The sequence below is a fragment of the Hyphomonas sp. KY3 genome (assembly GCF_017309975.1).
Classification (GTDB): domain Bacteria; phylum Pseudomonadota; class Alphaproteobacteria; order Caulobacterales; family Hyphomonadaceae; genus Hyphomonas.
The window spans coordinates 1-25,665 of record NZ_CP022271.1 but is presented as its reverse complement, the minus strand read 5'-3'; the positions used below and the strand labels follow the sequence as shown (position 1 = coordinate 25,665).

27 protein-coding genes are annotated in these 25,665 nt (G+C 58.3%); 9 read left to right on the top strand and 18 right to left on the bottom strand.

The window, feature by feature from the left end:
- Positions 1–18: 18 nt before the first annotated feature.
- Complete coding sequence (locus CFA77_RS00135; RefSeq protein WP_206991733.1) at positions 19–1,398, bottom strand: ammonium transporter; 1,380 nt, start codon at positions 1,396–1,398, stop codon at positions 19–21.
- Between the two features lie 214 nt (positions 1,399–1,612).
- On the opposite strand from CFA77_RS00135, the gene CFA77_RS00130 reads away from it, so the two are divergent.
- Positions 1,613–2,851 (top strand): FAD-dependent monooxygenase, encoded by a 1,239-nt coding sequence (locus tag CFA77_RS00130; RefSeq protein ID WP_206991732.1) that lies wholly within the window; start codon positions 1,613–1,615, stop codon positions 2,849–2,851.
- Here CFA77_RS00130 and CFA77_RS00125 read toward each other — a convergent pair.
- The 4 genes from CFA77_RS00125 to trxA are packed head-to-tail and all read right to left on the bottom strand — an operon-like array spanning position 2,848 to position 5,003.
- Entirely contained in the window at positions 2,848–3,153 is a 306-nt protein-coding gene (locus tag CFA77_RS00125) for a gamma-butyrobetaine hydroxylase-like domain-containing protein (RefSeq protein ID WP_206991731.1), read from the bottom strand. The genes CFA77_RS00130 and CFA77_RS00125 overlap by 4 nt on opposite strands.
- Complete coding sequence (locus tag CFA77_RS00120) at positions 3,150–3,398, bottom strand: Trm112 family protein (RefSeq protein WP_206991730.1); 249 nt, start codon at positions 3,396–3,398, stop codon at positions 3,150–3,152. The genes CFA77_RS00125 and CFA77_RS00120 overlap by 4 nt, the downstream gene beginning before the upstream one ends.
- Before the next feature lie 8 nt (positions 3,399–3,406).
- Positions 3,407–4,057, bottom strand: coding sequence for an LON peptidase substrate-binding domain-containing protein (locus tag CFA77_RS00115; protein ID WP_206991729.1), 651 nt, complete (start codon positions 4,055–4,057; stop codon positions 3,407–3,409).
- Between the two features lie 55 nt (positions 4,058–4,112).
- Positions 4,113–5,003, bottom strand: a complete 891-nt coding sequence (trxA, locus tag CFA77_RS00110; RefSeq protein WP_034813090.1) for a thioredoxin — start codon at positions 5,001–5,003, stop codon at positions 4,113–4,115.
- 242 nt (positions 5,004–5,245) lie between these two features.
- On the opposite strand from trxA, the gene CFA77_RS00105 reads away from it, so the two are divergent.
- Positions 5,246–5,905 (top strand): outer membrane lipoprotein carrier protein LolA, encoded by a 660-nt coding sequence (locus CFA77_RS00105; RefSeq protein WP_242517428.1) that lies wholly within the window; start codon positions 5,246–5,248, stop codon positions 5,903–5,905.
- A gap of 281 nt (positions 5,906–6,186) precedes the next feature.
- Complete coding sequence (locus tag CFA77_RS00100; RefSeq protein ID WP_206991728.1) at positions 6,187–6,990, top strand: exodeoxyribonuclease III; 804 nt, start codon at positions 6,187–6,189, stop codon at positions 6,988–6,990.
- Here CFA77_RS00100 and CFA77_RS00095 read toward each other — a convergent pair.
- Complete coding sequence (locus CFA77_RS00095) at positions 6,987–7,673, bottom strand: response regulator transcription factor (protein WP_206991727.1); 687 nt, start codon at positions 7,671–7,673, stop codon at positions 6,987–6,989. The two genes, CFA77_RS00100 and CFA77_RS00095, sit on opposite strands and share 4 nt — an antisense overlap.
- Before the next feature lie 103 nt (positions 7,674–7,776).
- Here CFA77_RS00095 and CFA77_RS00090 point away from each other — a divergent pair, with 103 nt between their 5' ends.
- A complete protein-coding gene (locus tag CFA77_RS00090) occupies positions 7,777–8,280 on the top strand; it encodes a L,D-transpeptidase (protein ID WP_206991726.1) in 504 nt (167 codons plus the stop codon).
- On the opposite strand, the gene CFA77_RS00085 is transcribed toward CFA77_RS00090, so the two are convergent.
- Entirely contained in the window at positions 8,277–8,945 is a 669-nt protein-coding gene (locus CFA77_RS00085) for a YggS family pyridoxal phosphate-dependent enzyme (protein ID WP_206991725.1), read from the bottom strand. The genes CFA77_RS00090 and CFA77_RS00085 overlap by 4 nt on opposite strands.
- 4 nt (positions 8,946–8,949) lie before the next feature.
- Here CFA77_RS00085 and CFA77_RS00080 point away from each other — a divergent pair, with 4 nt between their 5' ends.
- Positions 8,950–9,573: a thiamine phosphate synthase gene (locus CFA77_RS00080; RefSeq protein WP_206991724.1), complete on the top strand. Its 624-nt coding sequence runs from the start codon at positions 8,950–8,952 to the stop codon at positions 9,571–9,573.
- Here the strand turns inward: CFA77_RS00080 and CFA77_RS00075 are convergent.
- A complete protein-coding gene (locus CFA77_RS00075) occupies positions 9,570–10,019 on the bottom strand; it encodes an NtrZ family periplasmic regulatory protein (protein WP_206991723.1) in 450 nt (149 codons plus the stop codon). The two genes, CFA77_RS00080 and CFA77_RS00075, sit on opposite strands and share 4 nt — an antisense overlap.
- Before the next feature lie 76 nt (positions 10,020–10,095).
- Positions 10,096–11,277 carry a porin gene (locus CFA77_RS00070; protein WP_206991722.1) on the bottom strand — a complete coding sequence of 394 codons (1,182 nt, stop codon included), beginning with the start codon at positions 11,275–11,277 and terminating at the stop codon, positions 10,096–10,098.
- Between the two features lie 105 nt (positions 11,278–11,382).
- On the opposite strand from CFA77_RS00070, the gene CFA77_RS00065 reads away from it, so the two are divergent.
- From CFA77_RS00065 to holA, 4 genes are read left to right on the top strand one after another with little or no spacing between them, the layout of a single operon-like run.
- The gene (locus tag CFA77_RS00065) at positions 11,383–11,811 is read left to right on the top strand and encodes a DUF3576 domain-containing protein (protein WP_034813069.1); all 429 of its coding nucleotides are present in this window, start codon (positions 11,383–11,385) and stop codon (positions 11,809–11,811) included.
- A 37-nt stretch (positions 11,812–11,848) separates the two neighbouring features.
- Complete coding sequence (leuS, locus tag CFA77_RS00060) at positions 11,849–14,416, top strand: leucine--tRNA ligase (protein WP_206991721.1); 2,568 nt, start codon at positions 11,849–11,851, stop codon at positions 14,414–14,416.
- Complete coding sequence (gene lptE, locus CFA77_RS00055; RefSeq protein ID WP_206991720.1) at positions 14,413–14,883, top strand: LPS assembly lipoprotein LptE; 471 nt, start codon at positions 14,413–14,415, stop codon at positions 14,881–14,883. Before leuS ends, lptE begins: the two co-directional genes overlap by 4 nt.
- Positions 14,883–15,917 carry a DNA polymerase III subunit delta gene (gene holA / locus CFA77_RS00050; protein ID WP_206991719.1) on the top strand — a complete coding sequence of 345 codons (1,035 nt, stop codon included), beginning with the start codon at positions 14,883–14,885 and terminating at the stop codon, positions 15,915–15,917. The genes lptE and holA overlap by 1 nt, the downstream gene beginning before the upstream one ends.
- 3 nt (positions 15,918–15,920) lie before the next feature.
- Here the strand turns inward: holA and CFA77_RS00045 are convergent, their stop codons facing one another.
- The 9 genes from CFA77_RS00045 to hemE all read right to left on the bottom strand — a co-directional run bounded on the left by CFA77_RS00045 (position 15,921) and on the right by hemE (position 25,548).
- Entirely contained in the window at positions 15,921–16,838 is a 918-nt protein-coding gene (locus CFA77_RS00045; protein ID WP_206991718.1) for a ParB/RepB/Spo0J family partition protein, read from the bottom strand.
- 5 nt (positions 16,839–16,843) lie between these two features.
- The gene (locus CFA77_RS00040) at positions 16,844–17,656 is read right to left on the bottom strand and encodes a ParA family protein (protein ID WP_034813061.1); all 813 of its coding nucleotides are present in this window, start codon (positions 17,654–17,656) and stop codon (positions 16,844–16,846) included.
- Positions 17,643–18,266 carry a 16S rRNA (guanine(527)-N(7))-methyltransferase RsmG gene (rsmG, locus tag CFA77_RS00035; protein ID WP_206991717.1) on the bottom strand — a complete coding sequence of 208 codons (624 nt, stop codon included), beginning with the start codon at positions 18,264–18,266 and terminating at the stop codon, positions 17,643–17,645. Before rsmG ends, CFA77_RS00040 begins: the two co-directional genes overlap by 14 nt.
- 5 nt (positions 18,267–18,271) lie before the next feature.
- Entirely contained in the window at positions 18,272–20,137 is a 1,866-nt protein-coding gene (gene mnmG / locus CFA77_RS00030; RefSeq protein WP_206991716.1) for a tRNA uridine-5-carboxymethylaminomethyl(34) synthesis enzyme MnmG, read from the bottom strand.
- A 67-nt stretch (positions 20,138–20,204) separates the two neighbouring features.
- Entirely contained in the window at positions 20,205–21,539 is a 1,335-nt protein-coding gene (gene mnmE / locus CFA77_RS00025) for a tRNA uridine-5-carboxymethylaminomethyl(34) synthesis GTPase MnmE (protein ID WP_206991715.1), read from the bottom strand.
- A 16-nt stretch (positions 21,540–21,555) separates the two neighbouring features.
- Positions 21,556–22,845: a transcription termination factor Rho gene (rho, locus tag CFA77_RS00020; RefSeq protein WP_369794153.1), complete on the bottom strand. Its 1,290-nt coding sequence runs from the start codon at positions 22,843–22,845 to the stop codon at positions 21,556–21,558.
- A gap of 154 nt (positions 22,846–22,999) precedes the next feature.
- Positions 23,000–23,428: a CopD family protein gene (locus CFA77_RS00015; RefSeq protein ID WP_206991714.1), complete on the bottom strand. Its 429-nt coding sequence runs from the start codon at positions 23,426–23,428 to the stop codon at positions 23,000–23,002.
- On the bottom strand, positions 23,428–24,510 hold the full coding sequence (gene hemH, locus CFA77_RS00010) for a ferrochelatase (RefSeq protein ID WP_206991713.1): 1,083 nt from the start codon (positions 24,508–24,510) through the stop codon (positions 23,428–23,430). Before hemH ends, CFA77_RS00015 begins: the two co-directional genes overlap by 1 nt.
- A gap of 6 nt (positions 24,511–24,516) precedes the next feature.
- On the bottom strand, positions 24,517–25,548 hold the full coding sequence (hemE, locus tag CFA77_RS00005; protein WP_206991712.1) for a uroporphyrinogen decarboxylase: 1,032 nt from the start codon (positions 25,546–25,548) through the stop codon (positions 24,517–24,519).
- Between the last annotated feature and the right edge of the window lie 117 nt (positions 25,549–25,665).

The following is a 25,665-nucleotide window of genomic DNA, read 5'->3' as shown; positions in this document are numbered from 1 at the left end:
TTGGGTACTCTTATGAACCTAGTTCGCGAATTCCGGATAGGCTTCGAGGCCGATTTCTGCCTTGTCGAGGCCCATCTCTTCTTCCTCGGCCGTCGGACGCACGCCGATGGTGAGTTTCAGGATGTACCAGACAATCGAAGAGGCGATCATCACGAAGACACCGGTCAGAACCACACCAACCAGCTGGCCAAGATAGCTTGGGTCACCCGCTTCATTCGGCGCGATGGCGTTCGTGTAGGAGAATGGAACGATCATCGTGCCCCAGATGCCGCAAACGAGGTGAGCCGGAATAGCGCCGACCACATCATCGATTTTCAGCTTGTCGAGCAGTGGCACGAAGATCACGACCAGGACGCCGCCCACACCACCGATCAGGACCGAAGCCAGCATGCTTGGTGCAAGCGGTTCTGCCGTGATGGACACGAGGCCACCGATAGCACCGTTGAACACCATGGTCGCGTCGACCTTGCCCTTGTAGAGGATGGCAGTCGTGAACATCGCCGCCATCACGCCGCCCGCTGCTGCGAGGTTTGTGTTCGCAAAGATCTGCGACACGGAGTTGATGTCTGCGGCCGTACCGGCTGCGAGTTGGGACGCACCGTTGAAGCCGAACCAACCGAACCACAGGATGAATGTACCCAGTGCGGCGAGCGGGATGTTGTTGCCCGGCATCGGATTGACCTGCTTGCCGAAATACTTGCCGATGCGAGGCCCGATGATGATGGCACCTGCGAGCGCTGCCCAGCCACCGGTCGAGTGGACCAGCGTAGAACCAGCGAAGTCAGAGAAGCCCCATGCGGAATCGAGGTAGCCTGCACCCCATTCCCAGGACACGACGACCGGATAGATGAAAGCAGTAAGAATTGCGGTGAAGATCAAGAAAGGCCATAGCTTCACGCGCTCTGCCACTGTACCGGATACGATGGACGCAGCTGTTGCGACAAACACCATCTGGAAGAACCAGTCGGAGGCCGGGGCATAGCCTGCGTCGCTTTCGACGCTCAGATCGCCACCATCCCAAGGTCCGGGTGTGGTGCCGAGCAGGCCGCCAATCGATTCAGCCGGATAGGCCATGTTGTAGCCGACCACCCAGAACATGAGACCGGCAATGGAATAGAGTGCGACGTTCTTGGTGGACTGCATGGCGGCGTTCTTGGAACGCACAAGCCCTGCTTCGAGCATGCAGAAACCTGCTGCCATCAGCATCACGATGATACCGCCAATCAGAAACAGGTAGCTGTTGTCGACATAGGCGCTGGCGCTTCCCGCTACGCCCTCTTCCAGCGCGGCAAGCCGCGCCTCGATGTCTGCTTCCTGAGCGTAGGCGGCTGCCCCCGCCAATAGTGCGGCTGGCAGCAGTGCTGCTCCGCGTATGGTATTTTTTAGTAGTTGGCCCATCTGGCCCCTCCTTCGTCACGAGACTGCAGAGCTCGGGACCCCCCGTGCTCTCCCAGAACCGATATGATTGTGAGCTTGAGGGAATGTCGCACCACCATGGGGGCAGACCGGTTTTTCAGGTAAGGCATGGTCAAAGCATGGGCAGTGATGCGGCGAATCGCCTAAATCTCCATCATCGCTGGACGATTGGCAGGAGGGCGCTTAGCTAAAGACCATGACCAAAACAGCTGCTCAGTCTGACCGCGTGTATGACCTTGCCATTGTGGGGGCCGGACCGGTCGGCACCACACTGGCCATTCTGGCCGCGCAACGGGGCTTTTCTGTAATACTTGTTGACGCTCGGGACCCGAATGCTCCGGTACGCAAGGACACCCGGACCTTTGCCATCGTACGCGGCAGCTGGCGGCTGCTGGACACGGCAGGTGTGACCAACGCAATGCGCGGATCAACCGAGCCTTTGAACGGACTGGAAGCGATCGACGGCGGAACCCACTGGTTCGGCGTGCCCGGAGTGCTGTTTGGCAATGACGACCTGCCGGATGATCCCGATGGCCAGCCCCTTGGACAGATGGTTCCGGCCGCTGACCTTCAGGCCGCCTTGGACGATGCCTGCGAGAAGGCGGGTGAAATAGAGTGGGTGCAGGGCAAGCTGTTCGAGTCGATGGAGATCGGTCCCGCTAGTGCCAGCCTGACTCTCTCTGATGGGCGCAAAATCCACGCCCGGCTGGTTGCCGCATGTGACGGGATGAAATCATCCGTGCGAAGCGCCGTCGGGATCCAGACCGAAGGGCATGATTACAATCAGTCCGTCTTCGCCGCGAATGTGAAGCTGGACCGCCCTCATGGAGGCATTGCGCGCCAGCTGTTCACACCGGAAGGGCCTTTTGCGACCCTGCCGATGCCGGACAATCGGGCGAATCTTGCCTGGTACATGAAACGCGGCGCGGCCGAAGCCATCGCGGCCATGTCTGTCGAGGACATCAATGCCGAACTGAATGCGCGCTTTGCAGATTTTGCGGGCCCCATGGAGATCGACGGACCGTATTCGGCCTATCCACTCGTCATGCAGCTGGCAACGCGCATGGTTGGCCCGCGTACAGCGCTCGTGGGCGATGCCGCGCACCGGATCAATCCGCTAGCCGGGCAGGGACTGAATCTCGGCTTCAAGGATGTCGGCGCGCTGATTGATGTTATGTGCGACGCTCGCGACGTCGGCCTTGATCCGGGATCGGATGTCAGCCTAGAGCGCTACGAAAAATGGCGCCGGTTTGATGCGACCGCAGCGGCGATGTTCATGGATGGAATCGACCGGGCCTTTACCAATGACAGTAATCTGCTGAAGCCTCTGCGGGGCTTGGCCCTGACACTGGCGCAACGGGTGACTCCACTCAGGCGAGCCATGGCCCGCCAGGCCAGCGCGGATCAGGATCACCTGCCAAGCCTGATGCGTTAGGCTGGCACGGCCAGTTCCCGCAGGAATTTCCACGTATACAGCCCGGAATCATGTCCGTCAGAGAATCGGATGCGCACGGCATAGCGCCCGACCGGTTCGGCGCCGAGCACGGAGATATCGTCCGGCACCGGCGGCTGGGGAGGGCGTGGACCGCTGCCATGACCGCGGACCTCCGCTGACGGGCTTTCCTCGCGCAGGCGTTTGTAGCCGATGACTCCGGATACGCCGTCGTCGAATTCGATAAATAATTCCTGTGCGGATTTCCGGAAAGCCAGACGAGCAGGCCAAGATGGATCGCTCATGCGCCGGGCTCATCGTGAGGAGCGGTTTCGTCCAGATCGCGCGCCTCATCCGCCAGCATGATCGGAATGCCATTGCGGATCGGATAGGCCAGCCGCGCCTTTGGCGAGACCAGCTCGTCGGCGGCGCGGTCATAGCTCAACGGCTGGCGGCTGACCGGGCAAATCAGGATTTCCAGCAAGCGAGGATCAACCCCGGACGGGCCCTTGCGCGGCGCGCCAATTTCTTTCCCGGTATCTTCAGACATGAACGCCCCTATTGCAGCGTGCCGCCATCCTGGCCGGACACATCCATTTCCAGAAGGGTGATGAGCGTTTCCGCGCGATCTTTCAAGGTGGGCGCCTCAACGAGCGCCTGCTTCTCCATCACGGAGAATGGACATCCCGAGCAAAGCGCATTCACCAAGGTTTCAAGCGGGGCTTCTTCCACTGCAGACCAGTCCGTCGCCATGTCGTGTGTCTCGGTATAGTCGTGCAACGCACCGACGAGACGCTTGCGGTCCGGCAAGCGCGCAGGCGGGACATCTTTCAGGTCTTCGGCATAGGGCGTCCAATCGGGCGTCACCTGCCGATAGGGCGTCATCACCGAAAGCTCTTTGGAGACATCAAACCGCGCAATTCCCGACAGCGTGATCAGATAGCGACCATCCCCTGTTTCAGACCAGGCCGTAATACGTCCCGCGCACCCGGTTTGCGCAATATCCGGCTTGGCCCTTGTACCGCCAACAGTCTGGACCATGCCGATCATGCGGTCGCCCTGAATGACATCATCAATCATGTTGAGGTAACGCGGTTCGAAAATGTTCAGCGGCAACTGCCAGCGCGGAAACAGGAGCGCGCCGGGCAGGGGGAAGATCGCCAGCTGTTCCGGCAGTTCGGAAATACGCGTGAAGCTCGGCTGGGTCATCGGATTGCGTCTCTTTCTGGATCGGCCTGAAAAGAGATGTGGAGCGAATGCTCCCTCAGGCAAACATCAGCGATGCAAGACGACGGCGACCGCTGACGGTTGCCGGGTCTGTCGCCCCTGCCGCCTCAAACATCTGTAGCAGCTTTTCCTTGGCCTTGCCTTCGCTCCAGTCGAGCTTGTGTCCGAGAATGATCAGCAGATGATCAATCGCATCCCCGAACCGGCCAGCCGCGCCATACTTCTCTGCCAACTCGAACCGCGTGTCATGGTCATCGGGATTGGCAAGGACGGCTGAAAGCGCCGCTTCGAACTCGTCTGGTTCAGCCGCCGAATCGCCCATCATTTCAATGGCGGTGCGGACGCCTTTGACGGCGCTGTCATTCTGCTTGTCCTCGGGGATCATATCGAGCGTCGCTGTGGCGCGTTCCTTGTCGCCATTGGCGAGGTAACAGCGAGCGAGCCCGGCGATCGCTGTGACGTTTTCTGGCTCCTGCTGAATGACAGCCGCATAGATCTGCGCCGCTGTGCCAATATCGCCTGCCTGGCTAGCCGCTTCAGCCTGTTCCAATGCCTCGGCAATCATCTTGCCGGCATCGGTTCCGCTCAGCAGCTTCTCGACGAACGCATTGATCTGGCTTTCCGGCAGTGCGCCCATGAAGGCATCGACCGGGCGGCCCTTGTCGAACGCATAGACGGCCGGAATGGAACGTACGCCAAGCTGCCCAGCATAGGCCGGGTTTTCATCAATATTGATCTTGACCAGCTTGACCTGGCCATTGCGGGACTCAACCGCCTTTTCGATGATCGGCCCAAGCGTCCGGCACGGTCCGCACCACGGCGCCCAGAAATCCACGATTACGGGCTGTTGCTCGGACGCCTCCACAACATCGGCCATGAAATCCTGGTCGGTTGTGTCTTTGGTATGAAGCGAAGCCATTTCAGTCATGTGAGCGTGTTCCTTGAATATCTGCAGGGAACATGGGCTGGAGACCCGCTTTTCGCAAGGCGCGGTCCTGACACCAAACAGGCTGTGCGCGTTCATCTGGCAGTCAATCTGGACATGCGATTGGGTGAAGCTGAATGCGGTGCAACGAAAAGCGACGAAAATACCTTTTTCGCGCCCTGTTTCTGCAAGCCTGTCGCGCTTAAGTGTAGGTCCATTGGTCAACGAATTGAGGAGACCGCACAATGTTGAATTTCCTGGCAAGCCTTGGCGCAATCACCGCGATCGCCACGTCCCCCTTCGCAATGGGCCTGCAGATCACCGATGCCGCAGCCCCTGCTCCGCAAGTCGCTCAGCCTGCTGGCCTGACAGACAAACAACGCGCCGACCTGCTGGAACGCGCCTCGGCGGCGCTGGCCGCTGTGGAGACCGCAAGCGGTACGTTTGAACAACTTGCGCCTGACTATACTGAATCAACTGGACGGTTCGCCCTTTCGCGACCTGGCAAGGTGCGGTTTGAATATGACGCCCCAAGCCCGCTTCTCGTCGTAAGCGATGGAACAACTGTGGCGCTTCAGGATTCCGAACTGGAAACCACGGATCGCGTCCCCCTCGGCACGACCCCGCTCGCCCTGTTGCTGGATGACGACATCGATTTTGCCACCGAAGCCGACGTGCTCGACGTGCAAAACCGCAATGGTCGGGTCGAAATCACACTTCGGGACAAGTCCGGTGAAATGGACGGCACGCTGACCCTGCTGTTGATGGAAAGTGATATGTCGCTGACCGGATGGCGCACGATGGATAGCGGCGGAAACCTCACCTCCGTACAACTGACGAATGTGGAATCGGGCAAACGATTGAACCCACGCCTGTTCGTAATGAAGGATTTTGACGAGAATTGAGGTCGAACTTGACCGCTGGCGCCGGAAAACTGGACCCCAGACGACACAGCCAAGCATATAACACAATTTTCACTTGAATTTAATTGTGAGAGTGACATCTTTGCAACTGTGGACGACGCAGCTACCCCGCGCAGCAATTGACCCCCCGCTGCGACCAGATGCGTTGTCACCGTCGGAGCCTTCCCCTCCCGGCGAGACGTGCAAAGCAAGCGTCTGACGCGTCCGAGCTTCCCCGCGCTCGGGCGCGTTGACGTTTCTGGAAACACTGTTACGCAGCCTGAATGTCAAATTCACTCAAGATCGTCAGCTGGAACATCAATTCGGTCCGCCTGCGCGCCCCCAATGTGGAAGCCTTCGTCGCCGCTGAGCAGCCGGACGTAATCTGTCTGCAGGAAACCAAATGCCAGGACGGGGAGTTTCCTGAAAAGGCTTTTCGGGAAATGGGTCTGCCACATCTGGTCCTGAACGGTCAGAAAGGCGGTCATCACGGCGTGGCCATTGCTTCGCGCCTGCCGATCGAACGTATCGAGGCCCCAGATCTGTGCCGCCACGGGCATTCCCGTGTGATCGCAGCAAAAGTGGCAGGCGTCGAAATCCACAATATCTACCTGCCGGCTGGCGGCGACGAACCGAACGCCGACACGAACGACAAGTTCGCGCACAAGCTGGATTTCCTTGAGCGGCTTGGACCTGGCTATAAGAAGCAGACCACAACACCGCGTGTTCTGGTCGGCGATCTCAATGTCGCGCCGCACGAGAATGACGTCTGGTCACACAAGCAGATGTTGAAGATCATCTCGCACACGCCGGGCGAGACAGAACGCCTGGAAGATTCGCGCAGTCAGGCGAGGTTCGCTGACATCGGCCGACTGGCCGTTGATGACCATCAGAAACTGTATTCCTGGTGGAGCTATCGCGCGAAAGACTGGGCCAAGAGCAATCGGGGCCGCAGGCTGGATCATATCTGGATGAACCCGGCTGCCCTGCCAGACACGCAGCTGGACACATACCGCGTCCATCTTGCCTGGCGCGGCGGCTGGAAACCCTCAGATCACGCCCCGATCAGCGTTGAGATGAAAGTCTAGGGCTGAAGGCGGTATCCGCCAGCATCAGTCAGCAACAGGCGTGCGTGTGCCGGATCAGGCTCGACCTTCTGACGCAGGCGATAGATATGGGTTTCCAGCGTGTGCGTGGTGACCGTCGCATTGTAGCCCCAGACTTCTGACAATAACTCATCCCGTGCGACCGGCTTGCCCTGTGCGCGGTAGAGATATTTCAGGATGTTGGTTTCTTTCTCAGTCAGGCGCACCTTTCGGCCATCTTCCGTGACAAGCAGCTTCATCGCCGGGCGGAATTCGTAAGGCCCAACCTGGAAGGTCGCGTCTTCAGACTGTTCGAAACTGCGCAGGTGCGCACGTACCCGCGCCAGCAGAACAGAGAATTTGAAGGGCTTGGTGACATAGTCATTCGCGCCGGATTCGAGGCCGAGAATCGTATCTGCATCGCCATCCTGTCCCGTCAGCATGATGATCGGTGCACGCACGCCCTTTTGGCGCATTTGCTTGCAGGCTTCGCGGCCATCCATGTCCGGCATATCGACATCGAGCAGGATCAGGTCGATTCGTTCGGCTAGCGCGTGAGTGATGCCCTCGTTCGCATTGGCGGCCTGCAATGTGGTGAAGCCATCGTGCAAGTCGAATTGCTCGGCAAGCGCTTCGCGCAGGTCCTGGTCATCGTCAACCAGCAGGATCGTCTTGTTACCTGTCACGGGCGTCTCCTAATTTCGGTCGTCGCTGTGTATTGCGGCTGCTGTCAAATGCCATATGACTTTGCCTAACGCGCAATCACAAGTGTGGGAGCAGTCCGTGAGCATGAAATTCACCGCAACGCAAACCGGCAAGTTTTCGGGGCCGGGCTTTACGGCCCGGTGCGTCGTGGGCAAAGGCGGCGTGGTGAAGGCATCGCAAAAGCGCGAGGGCGACGGGGCCTCTCCGGCTGGCACATGGCCGGTGCGGAATGTCTTCTTCAGGCCAGACCGTCTGGGCCCGCCCGTCACCAGCCTCCCCCTGGTGCCGTTGAAACCTTATGATGGGTGGTGCGATGCGCCGGATCACCGCCTCTACAACCGGCCTGTATCCCTGCCATTTTCGGCAAGCCATGAAAAATTATGGCGCGACGATCATGTCTATGATGTGATTGTCGAACTTGGCTACAATGATGATCCGGTGACGCCGGGCCTTGGCAGCGCGATCTTCATGCATCTGGCCCGGCCGAATTTCGAGCCGACCGAAGGCTGTATTGCGCTCGAGCAGAACGACTTGCTCACCTTGCTGGAACTGATGGTGCCGGGCGCCGAGATCGAAATCTCTTTCTAGGCTGAAGAGTCACGCGGGCCAAACAGGGCAGACCCAACCCGCACATACGTCGCTCCAAAGCGCGTAGCGATGTCATAATCTGCACTCATGCCCATGGAGAGCTGGGGGAGTTCGAGACGCTTGGCGATCTTGGCCAGCAGGGCAAAGTGGGGACCAGCCGGCTCATCAACCGGGGGGATGCACATCAGACCAGTCACATCCAGTCCTTGCTCCCGCGCCACGCGGAGCAGCGCTTCGACGTCTCTTGGGGCAACCCCGGCCTTCTGCGGCTCTTCGCCGGTATTCACCTGAATCAGATAAGTCCGTTTCAAACCAGACTTCTGTTCGGCCTTGGCAAGTTCGCGGCAAAGCTTTGGTCGGTCGAGCGTCTCGATGACATGAAACAGGTTTACCGCGTCTTCGGACTTGTTCGATTGCAAGGGGCCAATCAGCCGCAATTCCAGATCCGGATAATCCGCGCGGCGCATTTCCCAATGCTGGAATGCTTCCTGTACGCGGTTTTCTCCGAAGACGCGGTGCCCTGCCGCGAGGATCTCTTCCAGTGCCGCATCGGATTGGGTTTTCGTCACAGCCACAAGCGTGGGCGGTGTTTCAGCAATAGCAGCAAGATCGCCGAGGATCGCGGCGCGGCGCTTGGCAATTCCGGGGAAGTCCGTATCAGTCATCTTGATGGCGCAGAAACCCCAAGACGAGCCGAGACGCAAGCTGATCTCTGCGGCGAGACGCTCGCGGCGGCATTTGCCATCCTGGTTGCCACCCGCCCTGTTCCTGACCGATCCGCAACGCACACCGGACCCGGTTTCAGTTGCAGAAAACCTTCCCGCAGGCTGGGGCATTCTTTACCGTCACTTCGGGGCACGGCACAGTGTATGGCAGGCGCGCCAACTTGCTGACATCGCAAACAAGCGCGGACTTGCCTTGCTGGTTTCGGCCGATCCCGACCTGGCAATTGAAGTTGGCGCAGCGGGCGTGCATTGGCCGTATGCCCGGCGACACGAGGCCCGCAAATGGCGCGACCGGTTCGATCTGATGAGCATAAGCGCTCATGGCCGTGCCGAATTGCAAAAGATTGATGCACGCGTGTTCGATGCGGCACTGGTGTCTACCGTGTTCCCATCCAATAGCCCCTCCGCCGCGGCGCCCATGGGGCCACACACGTTACGCTGCCTGTCGCGGCAAAGCGCGCTACCAATCTACGGGTTGGGCGGAATCAATTCGCGCAATGCCGCCAGCATAAGCGATGCAGCAGGCTTGGCAGCGATTGAAGGAATAAGGGACCCGTTCAGATCCTAGAATTTGAAGGCAGACTTCAGCCGGATACCCGCTTCGACTTCGCGAGACTCCCATGTGGACGTGTCATTCAACTCGTCCGTGCCAACACTGACTTCACCGCCGACCGAGAATCGCGGGGTAATCTTGAAGGTCGCACCCGCCTGCATTTCCTCACGCGGTAGCGGAGAAAGGTCCGTACGGGAGACCTTGTCGAGGTTCAGTTGCCAACGGGCATTGCCGCCAAACTGCATTGAGAATTCGCGGTCAGGCTGGGCCTGCCAGACAGATTCGGTGCTAGCGGGTTTGGCCTGAGCGAATTGACGATACCATTCGGACTGCGCGGCCGAGGTTTCAGATATACTGGGCGTTGCCATTTCCATGGCGGGTGCAGACACGTCATCTTGCGCCGCGGCTGGCAAAGCCAGCGCGGTTAGCGCGATCACGAAAGTTGCAAAGCCCAGCTTCATCGAATTTACCTCTGCTCCCAGAAATAGTCGGAGGGGCAGGTAAAGAGAAGATTAAGAATCTGAAAGACCCGCTATTCTAGTCCGATAGTGTGATTTCTATCACAATCCCCTCAGGGGAATTTTTACCCGCCGAAACGCCAAAAGCGTTAGTTGGCGACAGGTTCAGGCCGTTGTCCGCGTATCCAAGGGTGAATCTTGCATGTTTTGTGACATTTCGCGAGACGCCCAATTTCCATGCATCTCCCTCCAGGCCTGCCAGATCATCTTCCGCGAATCCGTATTCGGCCCCTATCAGGTAATCGCCCACCGACTTGGTCAGGCCCACAGTCCACGCTTCATAGTCACCCCCCGTCTTGATGCCATTGTCGGAGACGAGCCACGTTGCACCGATGGATATCGTGTCAAATTCCGCCTTTGTCCCCACTGACCAGGTCGTGACACGGTCATACAAATCCGATGCATAGGGCGGCGTCTCAATCTCTGCGGTACTTGCTGCAAGGGCACCGCTCAGCCTTACGCCCGCGCTGCGCAAAAGGCGCGAGGCATTGATGGACCCTTCAACCGCATTGGTGATTGTTAGGGGTGCAGCGCCAGGCAGATTACGGTCAGCATCCCGGTCGAGGCCGCGGACATCCGCCTTGGGCGTGATGCTGACACCCGCGCGCACTCCCACCAGACGAGGTGTCGCGTAAGAAAGCTTCACCGACGGCCCCGTCAGGTCATGCCGTGTCGTAACCATGTCCAACCCTGTTGGGTCCAACACCTGACGACCGCTGGCAAGCGTATCAAAAACGGAGGGTGCGCCTTCCTGAAAACGCGCCGCAACGCCCAGGTCCCGCCCCAACCGGAGCTGCCCATAGCCACCTTCGACATATATGTAAGCCGTTTCAATTTCGGCTCGGGTTTCGGTGTCATTTGGCGGAACGCCGACTGCCAGCCCAGTGAACGCGCCCTGCAACCCCAGACCGCTCCCCTCCATACCGACCGGTACACCGCTGAATCCGGCCCGTTGGGAGTGGTCCTTCTGAAGTTCAGCCCGACCGGCAGCGCCGATTTCAAGGCCGCTATCCAGGATTCGATTGGTCGATACGCCAGCCCAGGTACTCGCCAGAATTTGCTCGTCAGCCTCCGGCATCATTACCAGACTGGCACCCAGATCGGTTTCGGTTTCCCACGGATTCCAGTCGTCCTCCCATTGCGCATGCGCGGCGGGGCCGGCAAGCGCCAAAGCGAGAACGGAGATTTGGGCGAATTTCATACCGGTCCTCCATGGGGGCGACACGCAGATCAGCACTGGCGAGCCCGTAAACCCCTTGTTATACAAACCGCCGTCAACAAGGTCTTGCACTCAGGAACTTTCTTCATGGTCAAATATGTTTTCTCTGCGGCGATTGCCGGCATGCTGATGGTTTCAGGCTGCCAGTCCAAATCGGGCGGCAACGCCGAAGCCCGTGTGATCCAGCAAAATATCGGCAGCGTGAATCCATATCTCTGGCGCGCCTCGCTTGACACGTTCGATGATCTTCCGGTGGCAACGGCCGACCCTATCGGTGGCCTGATCACGTATGACTGGAAGGCATATGCCGCCGCGCCAAACGAACGCGTCAAAGTTACAGTCTACATCCTCGATACGCGTCTGCGTGCAGATGGCGTGAAAGTTTCCGTGTTCCGTCAGGAAAAGAGTGAAGCTGGCGAGTGGACCGATGCTGTCGTTGATCCGGAAACTGCACTCCAGCTTGAGAACAAGATCCTGGATCGGGCACGACTGCTGAAGAACTCCCAGCTGGGCTAAGCTCCGGCTGAACCAATAATCCGGAAAGGTCAGGGGCATGGCGACCCGTTACGATCCGCAAATCGCGGAACAGAAATGGCGTGCAGCTTGGGAAAAGGCCGCACTCTTTCACGCAAAATCTCCGGCCGAGGCGGGCGATGCGCCCAAGGCCTATGTGCTGGAGATGTTCCCATACCCATCCGGACGGCTGCATATGGGCCATGTGCGCAATTATGCGATGGGCGATGTCGTCGCGCGTCACAAGCGCGCCAAGGGCTACAATGTGCTCCATCCAATGGGATGGGACGCGTTCGGGATGCCGGCCGAGAACGCCGCCATGGAGCGCAATGTTCATCCGGGCGAATGGACCTATCAGAATATCGCCTCGATGAAGGCCCAGTTCTCGAAGCTCGGCCTGTCGCTCGACTGGAGCCGGGAATTCGCGACCTGCGACCCGGAATATTACGGCGCCCAGCAGGGTCTGTTCCTGAAATTCCTGGAAAAGGGCCTCGTCTATCGCAAGGCCTCGAAAGTGAATTGGGACCCGGTCGACAATACGGTGCTGGCCAATGAACAGGTCATCGACGGGCGCGGATGGCGCTCGGGCGCGCTGGTGGAACAGCGCGAGCTCACGCAATGGTTCTTCCGCATTACCGACTATGCCGAAGACCTGCTGACCGAAGTGCAAAAGCTGGAGCGCTGGCCTGAAAAGGTGCGCACCATGCAGGCGAACTGGATCGGCCGGTCGGAAGGGCTCCAGATGCGGTTCGAATTCGATGGCACCGCGCCATCCGGATTTGGCGAAGGCATCGAGATCTTCACGACCCGTCCGGACACGTTGTTCGGCGCGAGTTTCATTGCCCTGTCGCCAGATCACCCGCTGACCGTCCAAATGGCGGAGCAATCGGATGAGCTGAAAGCGTTCCGCGCAAGATGCGCACAGATCGGCACCAGCGAAGAAGCCATCGAAAAGGCCGAAAAGCTTGGCTTCGATACCGGCCTGACCGTCAAACACCCTTTCGACGACACGAAGACCCTGCCCGTATGGGTCGCGAACTTCGTGCTGATGGGGTACGGTACCGGCGCGATTTTTGGCTGCCCGGCGCATGACCAGCGCGATATCGATTTTGCCCGGAAATACGGCCTGAGCGTCACGCCCGTTGTGCTGCCGGCCGACGCTGACGCTGCCACGTTCGATGTTGAAAACGAGGCCTATACCGGCCCCGGGAGCATCTTCAATTCCGGCTTCCTTGACGGGATGGCGATTGATGACGCCAAGCGCGCCGCCATTGAAAAAATCGAATCCAAGGGGCTCGGTGAAGGCAAGGTGAACTATCGCCTTCGTGACTGGGGCGTCTCGCGCCAGCGCTACTGGGGCTGCCCGATCCCGGTCATCCATTGTGAAAGCTGTGGCATCGTGCCGGTGCCGGAAGCCGATCTGCCGGTGAAACTGCCGGACGAGGTTTCCTTCGACCAGCCCGGCAATCCGCTGGAGCGCCACCCAAGCTGGAAACATGTCGATTGCCCGAAATGCGGCAAGGCCGCCCGCCGCGAGACAGACACGCTGGACACTTTCGTCGACAGCTCCTGGTACTATTCCCGCTTTGCCAGCACAAACGACCTGGAAGAGCGCGCCTATTGGATGCCGGTCGACCAATATGTTGGCGGCGTCGAGCATGCGGTGCTTCACCTGCTCTATGCGCGCTTCATCGCCAAGGCGATGCGCGATGTCGGCCTGCTGGACTTGCCGAATGGCGAGCCGTTTGCCGGTCTTTTCACGCAAGGCATGGTGACGCACGAGACCTACAAGTCAGCGGCCGGAAAGTGGCTGGAGCCGAATGAAGTCACTCGCGATGGCGATACCTGGATCGAGACCGCCACCGGCGCGATTGCGACGGCAGGTCCGATTGAGAAAATGTCGAAGTCCAAGAAGAATACGGTCGACCCGGATGCTATCATCAGCCAGTTCGGCGCGGATGTCGCGCGCTGGTTCGTCCTGTCAGATTCCCCGCCGGAACGAGATGTCGAGTGGACCCAGTCCGGCGTTGAAGGCGCGTCGCGGTTTGCCCAGCGCCTGTGGAGCTTGTTCGATGCCCTGCCAGAGGATACCAGCACTGCCGCTGGCGAGGATGCCGACTCCACAGCGCTGCGGAAAGCGAACCACAAGGCCGTCGCAGCCATCGACAAGGCAATCGAGGAATTCCGGTTCAACTCTGCCGTAGCCACCATCCATGAATGGGTCACCACTTTGAAAAAGGCTGAATCGGCTGGCGACACCGTGTTGGGCGCGCGTATTGAAGGCGCCTCCATGCTGGCCCGCTGTGTGACACCGTTCATACCGCACCTGGCCGAGGCCTGTTGGGAACGACTGGGCCAACCTGCCTTCGTATCCTCAGCGCCCTGGCCCGTGGCGGACCCCGCCCTGCTGGCGGATGATGAGGTCACAATGGCGGTTCAAGTGAATGGGAAGCGCCGCGCGGAAATCACCGTGCCGAAGAGCATGGACAAGGATTCCGTCGAAGCCGTTGCGAAAGCCCATGCGGATGTAGCCAGCTTCATTGAGGGCAAGTCCGTGAAGAAAACCATTGTCGTGCCCGGCCGCATCGTGAATATCGTGGTGGCATGAAACAGTTCTTCGCTCTTGTCGCCTTCGCCCTCATAGCCGGGTGCGGATTCAAACCGGTCTATGCGACGGGCGCGGGCGCCACTTATGGCGGCGCCATCACGGTCGAACCCATCGATGGCCGATCGGGATACATCTTGCGCCGGGCCTTGCAGGAAGAGTTGGCGATCGGATTGCCAAACGTGACAGAGGCTGCCTCGCTCCAGATTACGGTGAAAGAAAATCTGACTCGGTTGGCATTCCAGCAAGACGGCGCAGCGGCGAGATCAAATGTTACCTTGTCGGGCCGTTACGCTTTGTCTCAAGGCCAAGAACGGTTGACCGGCTACGCTGTTGGCGAAGTCAGTTTTGCGGTACCGAGCAGCACTTATGGAGACATAGCAGCCCAAAAGAGCGCCTCGGAGAGAGCGGCCGGCATCTTGGCGAAGAATATCGTGGACGACCTGCGGCGCAAATTGTCGGTTGAATAATGTTGTTCAAGGGCAAACAAGCGAGTGATTTTGCCCGCAAGCCCAAACCATCCGTTTGGGCTGTGCTGGCCTTCGGTGAAGATTCCGGCCTCGCCTCCGATGCCGCGATTTCCCTGATCAAAGGCTGGACGCCGAAAGGCGCCAATATGGATGTCACCACACTGGATGATGACTCCATAAAGAAGGACCCATCACTCCTGTTCGATGGACTCGAGGCGGTATCCCTCTTGGGAGACCCTCGCGTCATCCGCGTTCGGACAAGCGGCGACAAGATTGCCGCCCTGTTGATAGAAGCCATTCAGAAAGGTGAATCGCAGGAGGGCTATTATTCCGCCCGCCTGATAATCGAAGCTGGTAGCCTGCAGAAGCGCTCGAAATTGCGCGCCGCCGCAGAAACCGCCCAACTGACCGCCTGCCTGCAACTGTTCGCCGACGAAGCGGGCGATATTGAAAAACGGGTTCAGGATGCGCTGAAGTCCGAAAGTGTCCAGATCACACCCGAGGCGCTCGCACTGTTTGTGGGCGACCTGCCGGGCCATCGCAATCTGGCCAACTCGGAGATCGAGAAGCTCGCCCTCTATGCGCGCGGTCTGGGCCGACCGCTTGATGTGGATGATATCCGGTCTTTGTCCGCTACCGATGTGGATCACAATCTTTCAGCCGCCATTCGCGCAGCGCTCGATGGCAAACCGGCGCTCGTCCATACCACACTCGACCGACTGGCTGTTGCGGGCACGAGTGGGATTTCGATCCTGCGTTCACTTCAGTTCGAAACCATGCGCATGCTGGACGCTCAGTCTCGGCTTGCATCCGGCCAATCGAATCCCGGCATGAAACTCCGGCCGCCCATTTGGCAAAGCGAATGGGGCCTGTTCAGCGCGCGCCTCAGGAAGTGGCCGACCAAGCGGCTGATGCGGGTGATGGAACGGATCTATGAAGCAGAACAACAAGCCAAGTCCGGTTCAGGCAGTGCGGACCCAGTAATCCGTGTACTGATGAATGAAATCGCCCGCGCCGCCGAAATAGCAAGCTGACGTTCAGAGAATGTTGCGCTTGGCAGTCAGACGTCTGCAGACGTCGTCAAGTTGTTCCAGGTCGCGATACTTGATGCGAAGCTCGCCGCCATTCTTGCCGTGGCGGATGTCTACATCCAGTCCGATGGACCGGGAGAGATCCGCCTCGAGGGCTTCGGTGTCGACATCCTTTTCCTCTGACTTGAGTCGGGCGGATTTGGTTTCAACGGGCGTGTCTTCGCGAGCAGCCTTGGCATGCGCTTCGACCTCGCGAACAGTCAGGCCTTTCTCAACAGCAAGCTCCACCAGCGCTTCCGGATCGGGCGCACCCAGCGCCGCGCGCGCGTGTCCCGCCGTGACCTTGCCATCACGAACATACTCTCGTGCACCTTCTGGCAATTGCAGCAAGCGCAGGGTGTTTGTGATGTGAACCCGACTTTTGCCGACGCTTGTGGCAAGACTGTCCTGAGTTCGACCGAAGCGCTTCATCAGCGCCTCATAGGCTTCAGCTTCTTCAATTGGGTTGAGGTCTGCGCGCTGAACATTCTCGATGATGCCGATCTCGAGTAGTTCCAACTCGTCGGTATCCCGTACAACAGCGGGAATACTGGTCAGACCGGCCAGCTTGGCGGCGCGCCACCGACGCTCCCCCGCTATGATCTGATACTCGTTCTTTTCCTTGGGATCCGGACGGACCAGAATAGGCTGGAGAACGCCTTTGGATTTCAGGGATTCCGCGAGTTCCTGAAGGGCGGCCTCGTCGAAGGTCCGACGAGGCTGTTTCGGATTTCGGCGAATCTTGTCGATGGCGATTTCGTTGGAGCTGCCCTTACTCCCACCTGCAGTGCGTGCTTCAGGCGGAGAGACAGCCTCCACTTCCCCAATCAGGGAAGACAGGCCGCGTCCAAGACGGGAAGGTTTGCTCTTGGTATCGTCGCTCATATGGGTCAGGCCGCGCGGGCTTTCTCTCTTTGAAGGACTTCCGATGCGAGACGGATATAGGCCTCGCTACCTGGACAGCGATAGTCATACAACAAGGCCGGCTTGCCGAAAGATGGCGCTTCGGAGAGGCGCACATTTCGCGGTATGACCGTATTGTAGACCTTGGCGCCAAAGAAGGCTCGCACTTCGTCGGCGACCTGGTCGGACAGATTGTTTCGCCGGTCATACATGGTCAGGACGACGCCCTGGATTTCGAGATTGGGATTGAGGCCAGAGCGCACAACTTCCACCGTGCGGAGCAGTTGGCTAAGGCCTTCCAGCGCCAGGAACTCACACTGTAGCGGAACCAGAAGTGCATCGGCGGCCGTCATCGCGTTCAAAGTAAGCGACGAAAGCGATGGCGGGCAATCAATCAGAATATAGTCATACTGGACCAGTCCGCCCTGGACAGACCGCTGAACATAATCATGCAGCGCGTCGCGCAATTTGTAGGACCGGTGAGAGTCATTGGCCAGTTCGGTTTCTACACCAGAGAGGTTTTCATCGCCCGGAACAATGTCAAGACGCGGCACAATCGTTGACAGAACCGCTTCTTCCAGCGGGATCCGGTCCACGACAACATCATAGGATGTCTGATGCCGATCCTGGCGCTCAATACCCAGCCCTGTGGAGGCGTTGCCCTGCGCATCGAAATCGACAATCAGGACGCGCCGGCCCACAGCCGCCAACGCCGTGCCGAGATTTATGGACGTCGTTGTCTTCCCGACCCCGCCCTTTTGGTTCACGACTGCAAAGATTCTAGGTTTACCGCTGACCACGCTTGAGCTCCCTCACGATCAAAATCACGCCTGACCCACCAGTGCGACTTGGAATCGCCTCATAGGCGAAGTTCCATCTTTGTTGGGCGTCCGTCAATTCTTCTTTCCAGCGTTCGCCCTTTAGAAAAACCCCTGTTGCACCGTTTTCCATCCAGGGAGCGGCGTAGTCGAGCAGTTTTGGAAGGGGCGCAAACGCCCGCGCAGTGATAATATCCGCGGTGGAATTCGGCGCAGCCTCAATCCGTCCCTGATAAACCGACGCACTGAGACCAGCATCGCCGATAGCGGCGCGGAGAAAGGCGCATTTCTTCCCGACGCTTTCCATCATGGTCACATGACTGTGTGGTCGGGCCGCAGAAATGATCAATCCGGGAAATCCCGCACCCGAACCGAGATCGACGATCCGCGTTGATTCCGGAATAAACGGCAGAATCTGGTAGGAATCAGCCACATGCCGACCCCATATCTGCGGCCACTCACGCGGTCCAATCAGATTGGAGCGTTGCCGCCACGCGTCGAGAGTTAAGATCACGGCGTCCAATCTTTCCAATGTTTCACGTGAAACATCGAATTCGGCCAGAAAGGTCGCGCGATCTTCGGAATTCATCATGAGTGTTAACCAGCTTTCTTCCGGCGCTTAACATATCCCAAAAGGGCCGTTAGAGCGCCGGGCGTCACGCCTTCAATACGACCGGCCTGTCCCAACGTAGAAGGACGGATCGATTCCAGTTTCTGGCGAACCTCATTCGAAAGACCGCCAATTCCCGAATAATCGAGATCTGCCGGGATCATCAGATTTTCGTCGCGACGCAAAGCGGCGACATCTTCTGCCTGGCGTTCCAAATAGGAAGAGTAAAGGGCTTCAATCTCGACCTGCGTCCCGATCTCCTCGGAGATGTCTGATACTTCCGGCCAAATGGCGGACAGTGCATTGAGATCGATATCCTTGTAGGAGAGATATTCCCATGCCGTCCTGACGCGGCCATCCTGATTGACCGCCCATCCGGCTTGAGCCGCTTTTGCGGGCGACAAGGTCAATGTTTTCAGAAGTTGGCGGGCAGATTCAAGCGCTCGGTGTTTCACGTGAAACACGTCTGCCCGGTCTGACCCGACGCATCCGGCGGCAATACCCTTTTCGGTGAGACGCTGGTCGGCATTATCGGCGCGTAGTGCCAACCGATATTCGGCGCGCGATGTAAACATCCGATAGGGTTCCGTCACGCCGCGCGTCACGAGATCATCGATGAGGACGCCAATATATGCTTCGGCGCGATCGAAGATAATCGGATCTTTTCCGCCCGTGGCGCGTGCTGCATTCAAGCCCGCAACGAGACCTTGCGCGCCGGCTTCTTCATATCCGGTTGTGCCATTGATCTGCCCGGCGAGATACAGGCCTGGAAGCGCATGCACCTCAAGTGCGGACGAAAGCGCACGTGGATCGACGTAATCGTATTCGATTGCATAGGCATGTTGGATGATCTTGGCATTCTCGAGTCCGGGAATGGTCCGAAGGAAACGCTCCTGAATATCCTCTGGAAGCGATGTCGAAATGCCATTTGGATAAACGGTGTGATCGTCGAGACCTTCCGGTTCCAGGAAGATCTGATGACTATCCTTGTCGGCGAACCGGTGAACCTTGTCCTCGATAGACGGGCAATAACGCGGACCTCGGCCAGCAATCGCGCCGGAATAGACGGCCGATTGCTCGATATTCTCGGCAATGATCGCGTGGGTTTCCGGCGTCGTCCATGTAATGCCGCATTTGACCTGCGGCACCGTAATCTCATCGGTCAGATACGAAAACGGAATCGGCTGCTCATCGGCGGGCTGCATTTCAAGACGATCCCAGGCGATCGTCCGGCCATCCAGCCGTGCCGGCGTACCAGTCTTCAAACGCCCCATCGGGAGACCAAGCCCATAGAGCCGGTCCGACAGGCCAATCGCAGGGGCCTCGCCGACACGCCCGGCAGGGATACGTTTCGCACCTATATGGATAATGCCTTTCAGGAAGGTGCCTGTGGTGATCACGACAGAAGCCGCACGATAGATCTCGCCCTTCAGACCAATCACGCCCGCGACGTGATTGTCCTCCACGATCAGGTCTTCGGCGCCATCCTCAATGATGGTCAGGTTTGGATAGTCAGCGAGTTCCGCCTGCATGGCGTCGCGGTAAAGCTTTCGGTCGATCTGGGAGCGGGGGCCCCAGACAGCCGGACCCTTGGACCGGTTGAGCATTCGGAACTGGATACCGGCCTTGTCTGCCAGCCGTCCCATGAGGCCGTCCAGCGCATCGATCTCTCTCACGAGGTGACCCTTGCCGAGGCCGCCAATTGCCGGATTACAGCTCATCTCTCCGATGGTTGCGCGCTTGTGTGTGACCAGAGCGGTGCGTGCGCCCGTCCGCGCCGCGGCCGCGGCCGCTTCGCAGCCGGCATGACCGCCGCCTACCACTATCACATCAAACTGTTTCATCTCGCTCATGGCGCTACTTCGGATCCGGATTTCAGAAAGGCGCTATATAGCGGCTCGTTGCCTCAAACCCTAGGGGTCATTTGCCGATGCAGAACTGGGAGAACACCGCACCGAGCACATCTTCTACGCCGACTGAGCCGACAACCGCTCCAAGATGCCGGATAGCCAGGCGCACGTCTTCCGCTGCGAGTTCCGGACCGGTGCCAAGCTCCAGCGCATCCCGCGCAGCAATGAGGCAAGCGAGTCCATCGACCAATCGGGCGCGATGCCGGGCGCGTGTTATGACCGGCGCTTCAACAGATGCAGCCTTGTTGGAAATGAAGTCCGCCAGTGCGGCTTCGAGTTCGGGCACGCCATCGCCATCTTTCGCGGAAATCTTGTAGTCGTATTCTGGGAGCCCGGCGGCCAGCTCGGTATCAGCCTTGTTTACCACGACTATATCTGTCGTTTGGCGGAACAACGAGTTCAACACACCCAGCTCAGGTGCGCCCCCGTCAACCATAAACAGGCGCAAGTCGGCCTCAGCAGCCACGCGTTCTGCCCGCCGAACGCCCTCGGCTTCAATCTCATCTTGGGTCTCACGCAAACCGGCCGTGTCGGATAGCCAGACTATCTGTCCGCCCATCACGCGCCGTACCTCAATCACATCGCGGGTTGTGCCTGGGGTTGATGTCACAATCGCCGCGTCGCGTCCGGCAAGGCGGTTGAGCAGGGTCGACTTTCCCGCATTCGGCGCGCCGATAATGGCGATGCGAAATCCATCCCGGATCTTCTCTCCGATCCCTCGGTCGCCAAGCGCTTCCTCGATTTCGTGAATCAATCGGGTCAGCTTCCGGATGACCGGGGCCGTGGTTTCCTCGGGTGCATCTTCTTCGTCCGGAAAGTCCACAACCACTTCAATCAAGGCAAGTATCCCCGTCAGGTCAGCCCGCCATTGGTCGTACTGCTCGGTCAGACCGCCCGTCAGTTGCCGAAGAGCCTGGGCTTTCTGTGCATTGGTCTCTGCTTCGATAATGTCAGCGACGCCTTCGGCCTCGGTCAAATCGATCTTGCCCGCTTCAAAGGCGCGTCGCGTGAACTCACCCGGCTCAGCCAAGCGCACTCCAGACTCACTCGTCAGTGTACTGATTGCATGGGTTATGACGGCTGGACCGCCATGCAGGTAAAGCTCCAGCGTGTCTTCACCGGTATAGGAATGCGGCCCGGGCATGAAGACGACGAGTCCCTCATCAATGAGATTTCCATCCTCGTCGCGAAATTTCGTCAGAGTGGCATGACGGGGTTCCGGCAGGCCGCAATCGAGCAGGGCACCTGCCAGTTTCCAGATCCGGTCTCCTGATAACCGGATAATACAGATAGCTGCTGGGGGCTGGCCCGAGGCGAGGGCGCAGATCGTGTCGCGCTCGCTCATGGCCAGGCTCGCTCCGCTAGTTCTTCATGGCTTCGAAGAACTCATCATTGTTCTTCGTCTGGCGCAATTTATCCAGAAGGAAGTCGATTGCATCATTCGTGCCCATTGGGCCAAGGATGCGACGCAGAATGTAGATCTTGGACAGCTGGGCAGCTGGCGTGATCAGTTCTTCTTTTCGCGTACCGGATTTCATGATGTCGATGGCCGGGAAGGTCCGCTTGTCGGCGATCTTGCGATCCAGCACGACTTCGGAGTTACCCGTACCTTTGAATTCCTCGAAGATGACTTCATCCATGCGGCTACCGGTATCGATCAGGGCAGTGGCAACAATGGTCAGCGAGCCACCATTCTCGACATTCCGCGCCGCACCGAAGAAACGTTTGGGGCGCTGCAACGCGTTGGCATCCACACCACCGGTCAACACTTTACCAGAGCTTGGAACGGTCGTGTTGTAAGCACGGCCAAGACGCGTGATCGAATCGAGCAGGATGACGACGTCACGCTTGTGCTCAACGAGGCGCTTGGCTTTTTCGATTACCATTTCGGCGACCTGGACGTGACGTGTGGACGGCTCATCAAATGTCGAAGCCACGACTTCGCCCTTCACCGTACGTCGCATGTCAGTAACTTCTTCGGGACGCTCATCGATCAACAGGACGATCAAATAGCATTCAGGATGGTTTTCCTCGATGGCCGAGGCGATGTTCTGGAGCAACACCGTCTTACCGGTCCGCGGAGGCGCAACGATCAGCGCGCGCTGACCCTTACCGATGGGCGCGACAATGTCGATGACACGTCCTGAACGATCCTTACGAGTTGGATCCTGGCTTTCCATGCGCAGACGCTCTTCGGGATAAAGCGGTGTGAGGTTGTCGAAGTGAACCTTCTTGTTGGCCTTGTCCGGTTCCTCGAAATTGATGCGCGAAACATCCGTCAGCGCGAAGTAGCGTTCATTGTCCTGCGGTGCGACGATCGGCCCTTCGACAGTATCACCAGTCCGGATGTTACCCTTCTTCAGAACTTCCGGACTGACATAGATATCGTCTGGTCCGGGCAAATAGTTGGATTCCGGTGAGCGCAGGAAGCCGAAGCCATCAGTCAGAACTTCCAGCACGCCCTGGCCCGTGATTTCTACTTCGCTATCCGCCAATTCCTTGAGGATTGCGAACAGCATGTCCTGTGTCCGCATGGACGAGGCATTCTCGACCTCCAGCTCTTCAGCATAGGAGAGCAATTCCTCTGGCGATTTTGCCTTGAGATCGCTGAGTTTTACACTGGTGATGTCGTCGAGCATGGAAGAGGCCATGGATGAATTCCGAATGAGGGGCCGCCGTCATGTGTGTCGGCAACCGGATTTTGGTAAATTGGGAGTTCTTCGCCCGCGCAAGGACTGCGCAGCGGTTTTGCCGCTTATGGGGCCAGAATGGTCAAATCGTCAAGGGGTTGGGCACGGGGCCTGCCTAAAACGGTCTGACGATCACCATGATAACGATGCCGATCATCAGCAGGAAGGGCACTTCATTCAACATCCGTAGACGCTTGGCGGGAATCCCGTCGCCTCCTCGGTCAATTTTCTTTCCAACACCGATGAAATAACCGTGCAGACCGGACAGGATCAGCACGAGCAGGAGTTTTACATGCATCCAAGGCATGCTCAGCAAGCCTTGATTCATAACAAGCATGGCAACGCCAAGCACCCAGACGAGGATAAGGCTGGGATTCAGGATGATCATGCGCAACTTGTTCGATGCTTCTTTCATCGTCTCGAAAAGAGGCTCGCCCGGCTGGCTGGAAAGTTGATGAATTTTGTAGCGGGGATAAACGAGCAAGCCGCCCATCAGCGCAATCACGAACACAACATGCGCTGCCTTCACCCAGAGATACAGCATCAGGCGACGTCCTTGCGAACGGGATTGGCGCGTTGGCCGACTTTCGGATGGGCTGTGCGGTTCGGGCAATTCTTCCAGTCGCCAGGGCAAAGCCGGGAGTCTGCGCATGATCGGATCGGCAAGTCTTGTCCCATTGTCTTCAGCACTTCATCGCGCAGCATGGAGACAAACTCCTCATGCACGCCCAGCGCTTCCACGCGGGTATAGCTCGCGGCGCCGTGCTCTTCAGCCACAAGTCGGTACTCTTCGCCAAGTTCCACCAGTGTCTCGATATGCTCGGAGACAAAGGCAATGGGTGCAATCAGGATGTTCTTGCCTTCCTTGGCCGCTTTTTCGATTTCGTCCTCGGTCGGCGGGCCAATCCATTTCAGCGGTCCCACGCGCGACTGGTAGCATGGCACAATCTCCCAGTCGGTCGGCACCCGCCCGGCGATCATCTCTGCCATGGCCTCGCACTGCCACTGGTAGGGATCTCCATCCTTCACGATTTTTTCCGGCAAACCGTGCGCTGACAGGAGAAGACGAACATTGCCGGGTTCACCCGCAGCTTTGTGTGCCTTCATGATCAGGTCGACATGCGAGGAGATCAGGCCTTCGGCAAAGGGATAGCAGCAGATTGTCTTGGCGACACCCTTGTAAGCCTTGTTCCAGGCCGTGAGGGACGAGCCTGTCGTCGTTGTGGAAAACTGCGGATAGAGCGGCAACAAGACGACTTCGTCTGCGCCCCAGGCTTTTACATCAGTCGCGGCTTCTTCGGTGAAAGGGTGCCAATAGCGCATCGCAATAAAACACCTGACCTCATCCTCAGGCAATTTTTCCTGCAGCGATGCCGTAAGCGCATCCGCCTGTTTTTGAGTCTCAGGCAAAAGCGGTGACCCACCGCCAGCATCCATCATGGCGTAATTCTTGATCACTGATGGCGCACGGGTCGTGGAGATCAGCCGAGCGAGAAACCAGCGAATGGGCAACGGCGCACCAATAATGGCTGGATCTCGGAACAGATTTTTCAAAAAGGGTTTCACGGTCTTGTCCGAATCCGGTCCTCCCAGATTGAACAGAACTACGGCGATCTTTCGGCTCATGATTTCCTAGCCCTTCCGAATGATTTCCAGCACGCGCTCAACATGCGCGATCGGGGTTTCCGGCCGGATTCCGTGTCCAAGGTTGAAGACATGCGGCCGACCTTCATAGGCAGAGATAAGCTCGCGCACCCGATCGTCGAGTCGCTGACCCCCTTCAATCAGCAGGAGTGGGTCAAGATGTCCCTGTACCGGAAATCCGGCGGGCAGGGCGGCGTTCACAAAGGCTGGCACTGCTGCCGTATCGAGACCGACGGCCGTGATACCCGTCTCCTGAACGTATTCCGGCAGCATAGCAGACGCGCCGCGCGGAAATCCGATGATGGGAACCGTGACACCCATTTCCCTCAGCCGTGCGACCAGTTTTTTCGTTGGCGCGATAATGACTTCTCGGAAGATGTTATTGGGCAGACCCTCGGCCCAGCTGTCGAACAACATCAATGCATCCGCGCCGGCTTCCACCTGCGCGGCCATATAGTGCGCTGTTGCTTCGCTGATGAGATCCAACATGTTCGCCAATTCGTCTGGCTTGCCATGTGCCCATCGCCAGGCGAGCGACTTGTCTGTCTTGCCGCGACCTTCGATAGCGTAGAGCCCGACCGTCCAGGGTGATCCGGCAAAACCAATCAGGGCTGTGTCGTCGGGCAAGGCAGATTTCACACGAGCAACCGTCTCATAAACCGGAGACAATCGATCAGCCGCTTTCTGGGGTGTGACTTTTGCCAAATCAGCTGCTGTATCGATTTGCTGAACAATAGGTCCAACACCTTTTTCGAACCGCACACTCAGACCCATCGTATCGAGGATCAGCAAAATGTCAGCAAACAGGATGGCGGCATCCATGCCATAACGACGTACTGGCTGAAGCGTCGCTTCCGCCGCCATTGAAGGCGTGTAGCAGAAATCGAGAAAGTTCTTCGCGCGCGCCCTCAGCTCGAGATACTCAGGAAGGTGACGACCAGCCTGTCGCATCATCCATACCGGAGGCGGCGAGACCACCTGTCCCTCAAGTACCTGAATCAGCTTAGGCTTGGTGTTCATGCCTCAGGCCCCCTTCCATCCCAAAATCAAACAAAGCCCGTCAGGGCGTTTATAACTATTAGACCGTGTAATTCGTGGAGAAAGGCCACACACAGGAATTGTCCAGCTAAATCCACA

Bases quoted from the DNA above. Each gene is read 5' to 3' on its own strand.
- CFA77_RS00120 (WP_206991730.1), bottom strand. From the start codon at position 3,398: ATGTCTGAAGATACCGGGAAAGAAATTGGCGCGCCGCGCAAGGGCCCG.
- CFA77_RS00125 (WP_206991731.1), bottom strand. From the start codon at position 3,153: ATGAGCGATCCATCTTGGCCTGCTCGTCTGGCTTTCCGGAAATCCGCA.
- leuS (WP_206991721.1), top strand. From the start codon at position 11,849: ATGGCGACCCGTTACGATCCGCAAATCGCGGAACAGAAATGGCGTGCA.
- mnmE (WP_206991715.1), bottom strand. From the start codon at position 21,539: ATGAGCGAGCGCGACACGATCTGCGCCCTCGCCTCGGGCCAGCCCCCA.
- CFA77_RS00085 (WP_206991725.1), bottom strand. From the start codon at position 8,945: ATGACTGATACGGACTTCCCCGGAATTGCCAAGCGCCGCGCCGCGATC.
- CFA77_RS00015 (WP_206991714.1), bottom strand. From the start codon at position 23,428: ATGCTGTATCTCTGGGTGAAGGCAGCGCATGTTGTGTTCGTGATTGCG.
- CFA77_RS00115 (WP_206991729.1), bottom strand. From the start codon at position 4,057: ATGACCCAGCCGAGCTTCACGCGTATTTCCGAACTGCCGGAACAGCTG.
- rho (WP_369794153.1), bottom strand. From the start codon at position 22,845: ATGGCCTCTTCCATGCTCGACGACATCACCAGTGTAAAACTCAGCGAT.
- lptE (WP_206991720.1), top strand. From the start codon at position 14,413: ATGAAACAGTTCTTCGCTCTTGTCGCCTTCGCCCTCATAGCCGGGTGC.
- hemE (WP_206991712.1), bottom strand. From the start codon at position 25,548: ATGAACACCAAGCCTAAGCTGATTCAGGTACTTGAGGGACAGGTGGTC.
- CFA77_RS00045 (WP_206991718.1), bottom strand. From the start codon at position 16,838: ATGAGCGACGATACCAAGAGCAAACCTTCCCGTCTTGGACGCGGCCTG.
- trxA (WP_034813090.1), bottom strand. From the start codon at position 5,003: ATGACTGAAATGGCTTCGCTTCATACCAAAGACACAACCGACCAGGAT.
- CFA77_RS00105 (WP_242517428.1), top strand. From the start codon at position 5,246: ATGTTGAATTTCCTGGCAAGCCTTGGCGCAATCACCGCGATCGCCACG.
- CFA77_RS00090 (WP_206991726.1), top strand. From the start codon at position 7,777: ATGAAATTCACCGCAACGCAAACCGGCAAGTTTTCGGGGCCGGGCTTT.
- mnmG (WP_206991716.1), bottom strand. From the start codon at position 20,137: ATGAGCGAGATGAAACAGTTTGATGTGATAGTGGTAGGCGGCGGTCAT.
- CFA77_RS00130 (WP_206991732.1), top strand. From the start codon at position 1,613: ATGACCAAAACAGCTGCTCAGTCTGACCGCGTGTATGACCTTGCCATT.
- CFA77_RS00065 (WP_034813069.1), top strand. From the start codon at position 11,383: ATGGTCAAATATGTTTTCTCTGCGGCGATTGCCGGCATGCTGATGGTT.
- CFA77_RS00075 (WP_206991723.1), bottom strand. From the start codon at position 10,019: ATGAAGCTGGGCTTTGCAACTTTCGTGATCGCGCTAACCGCGCTGGCT.
- rsmG (WP_206991717.1), bottom strand. From the start codon at position 18,266: ATGATGAATTCCGAAGATCGCGCGACCTTTCTGGCCGAATTCGATGTT.
- CFA77_RS00070 (WP_206991722.1), bottom strand. From the start codon at position 11,277: ATGAAATTCGCCCAAATCTCCGTTCTCGCTTTGGCGCTTGCCGGCCCC.
- CFA77_RS00080 (WP_206991724.1), top strand. From the start codon at position 8,950: ATGGCGCAGAAACCCCAAGACGAGCCGAGACGCAAGCTGATCTCTGCG.
- hemH (WP_206991713.1), bottom strand. From the start codon at position 24,510: ATGAGCCGAAAGATCGCCGTAGTTCTGTTCAATCTGGGAGGACCGGAT.
- holA (WP_206991719.1), top strand. From the start codon at position 14,883: ATGTTGTTCAAGGGCAAACAAGCGAGTGATTTTGCCCGCAAGCCCAAA.
- CFA77_RS00135 (WP_206991733.1), bottom strand. From the start codon at position 1,398: ATGGGCCAACTACTAAAAAATACCATACGCGGAGCAGCACTGCTGCCA.
- CFA77_RS00100 (WP_206991728.1), top strand. From the start codon at position 6,187: ATGTCAAATTCACTCAAGATCGTCAGCTGGAACATCAATTCGGTCCGC.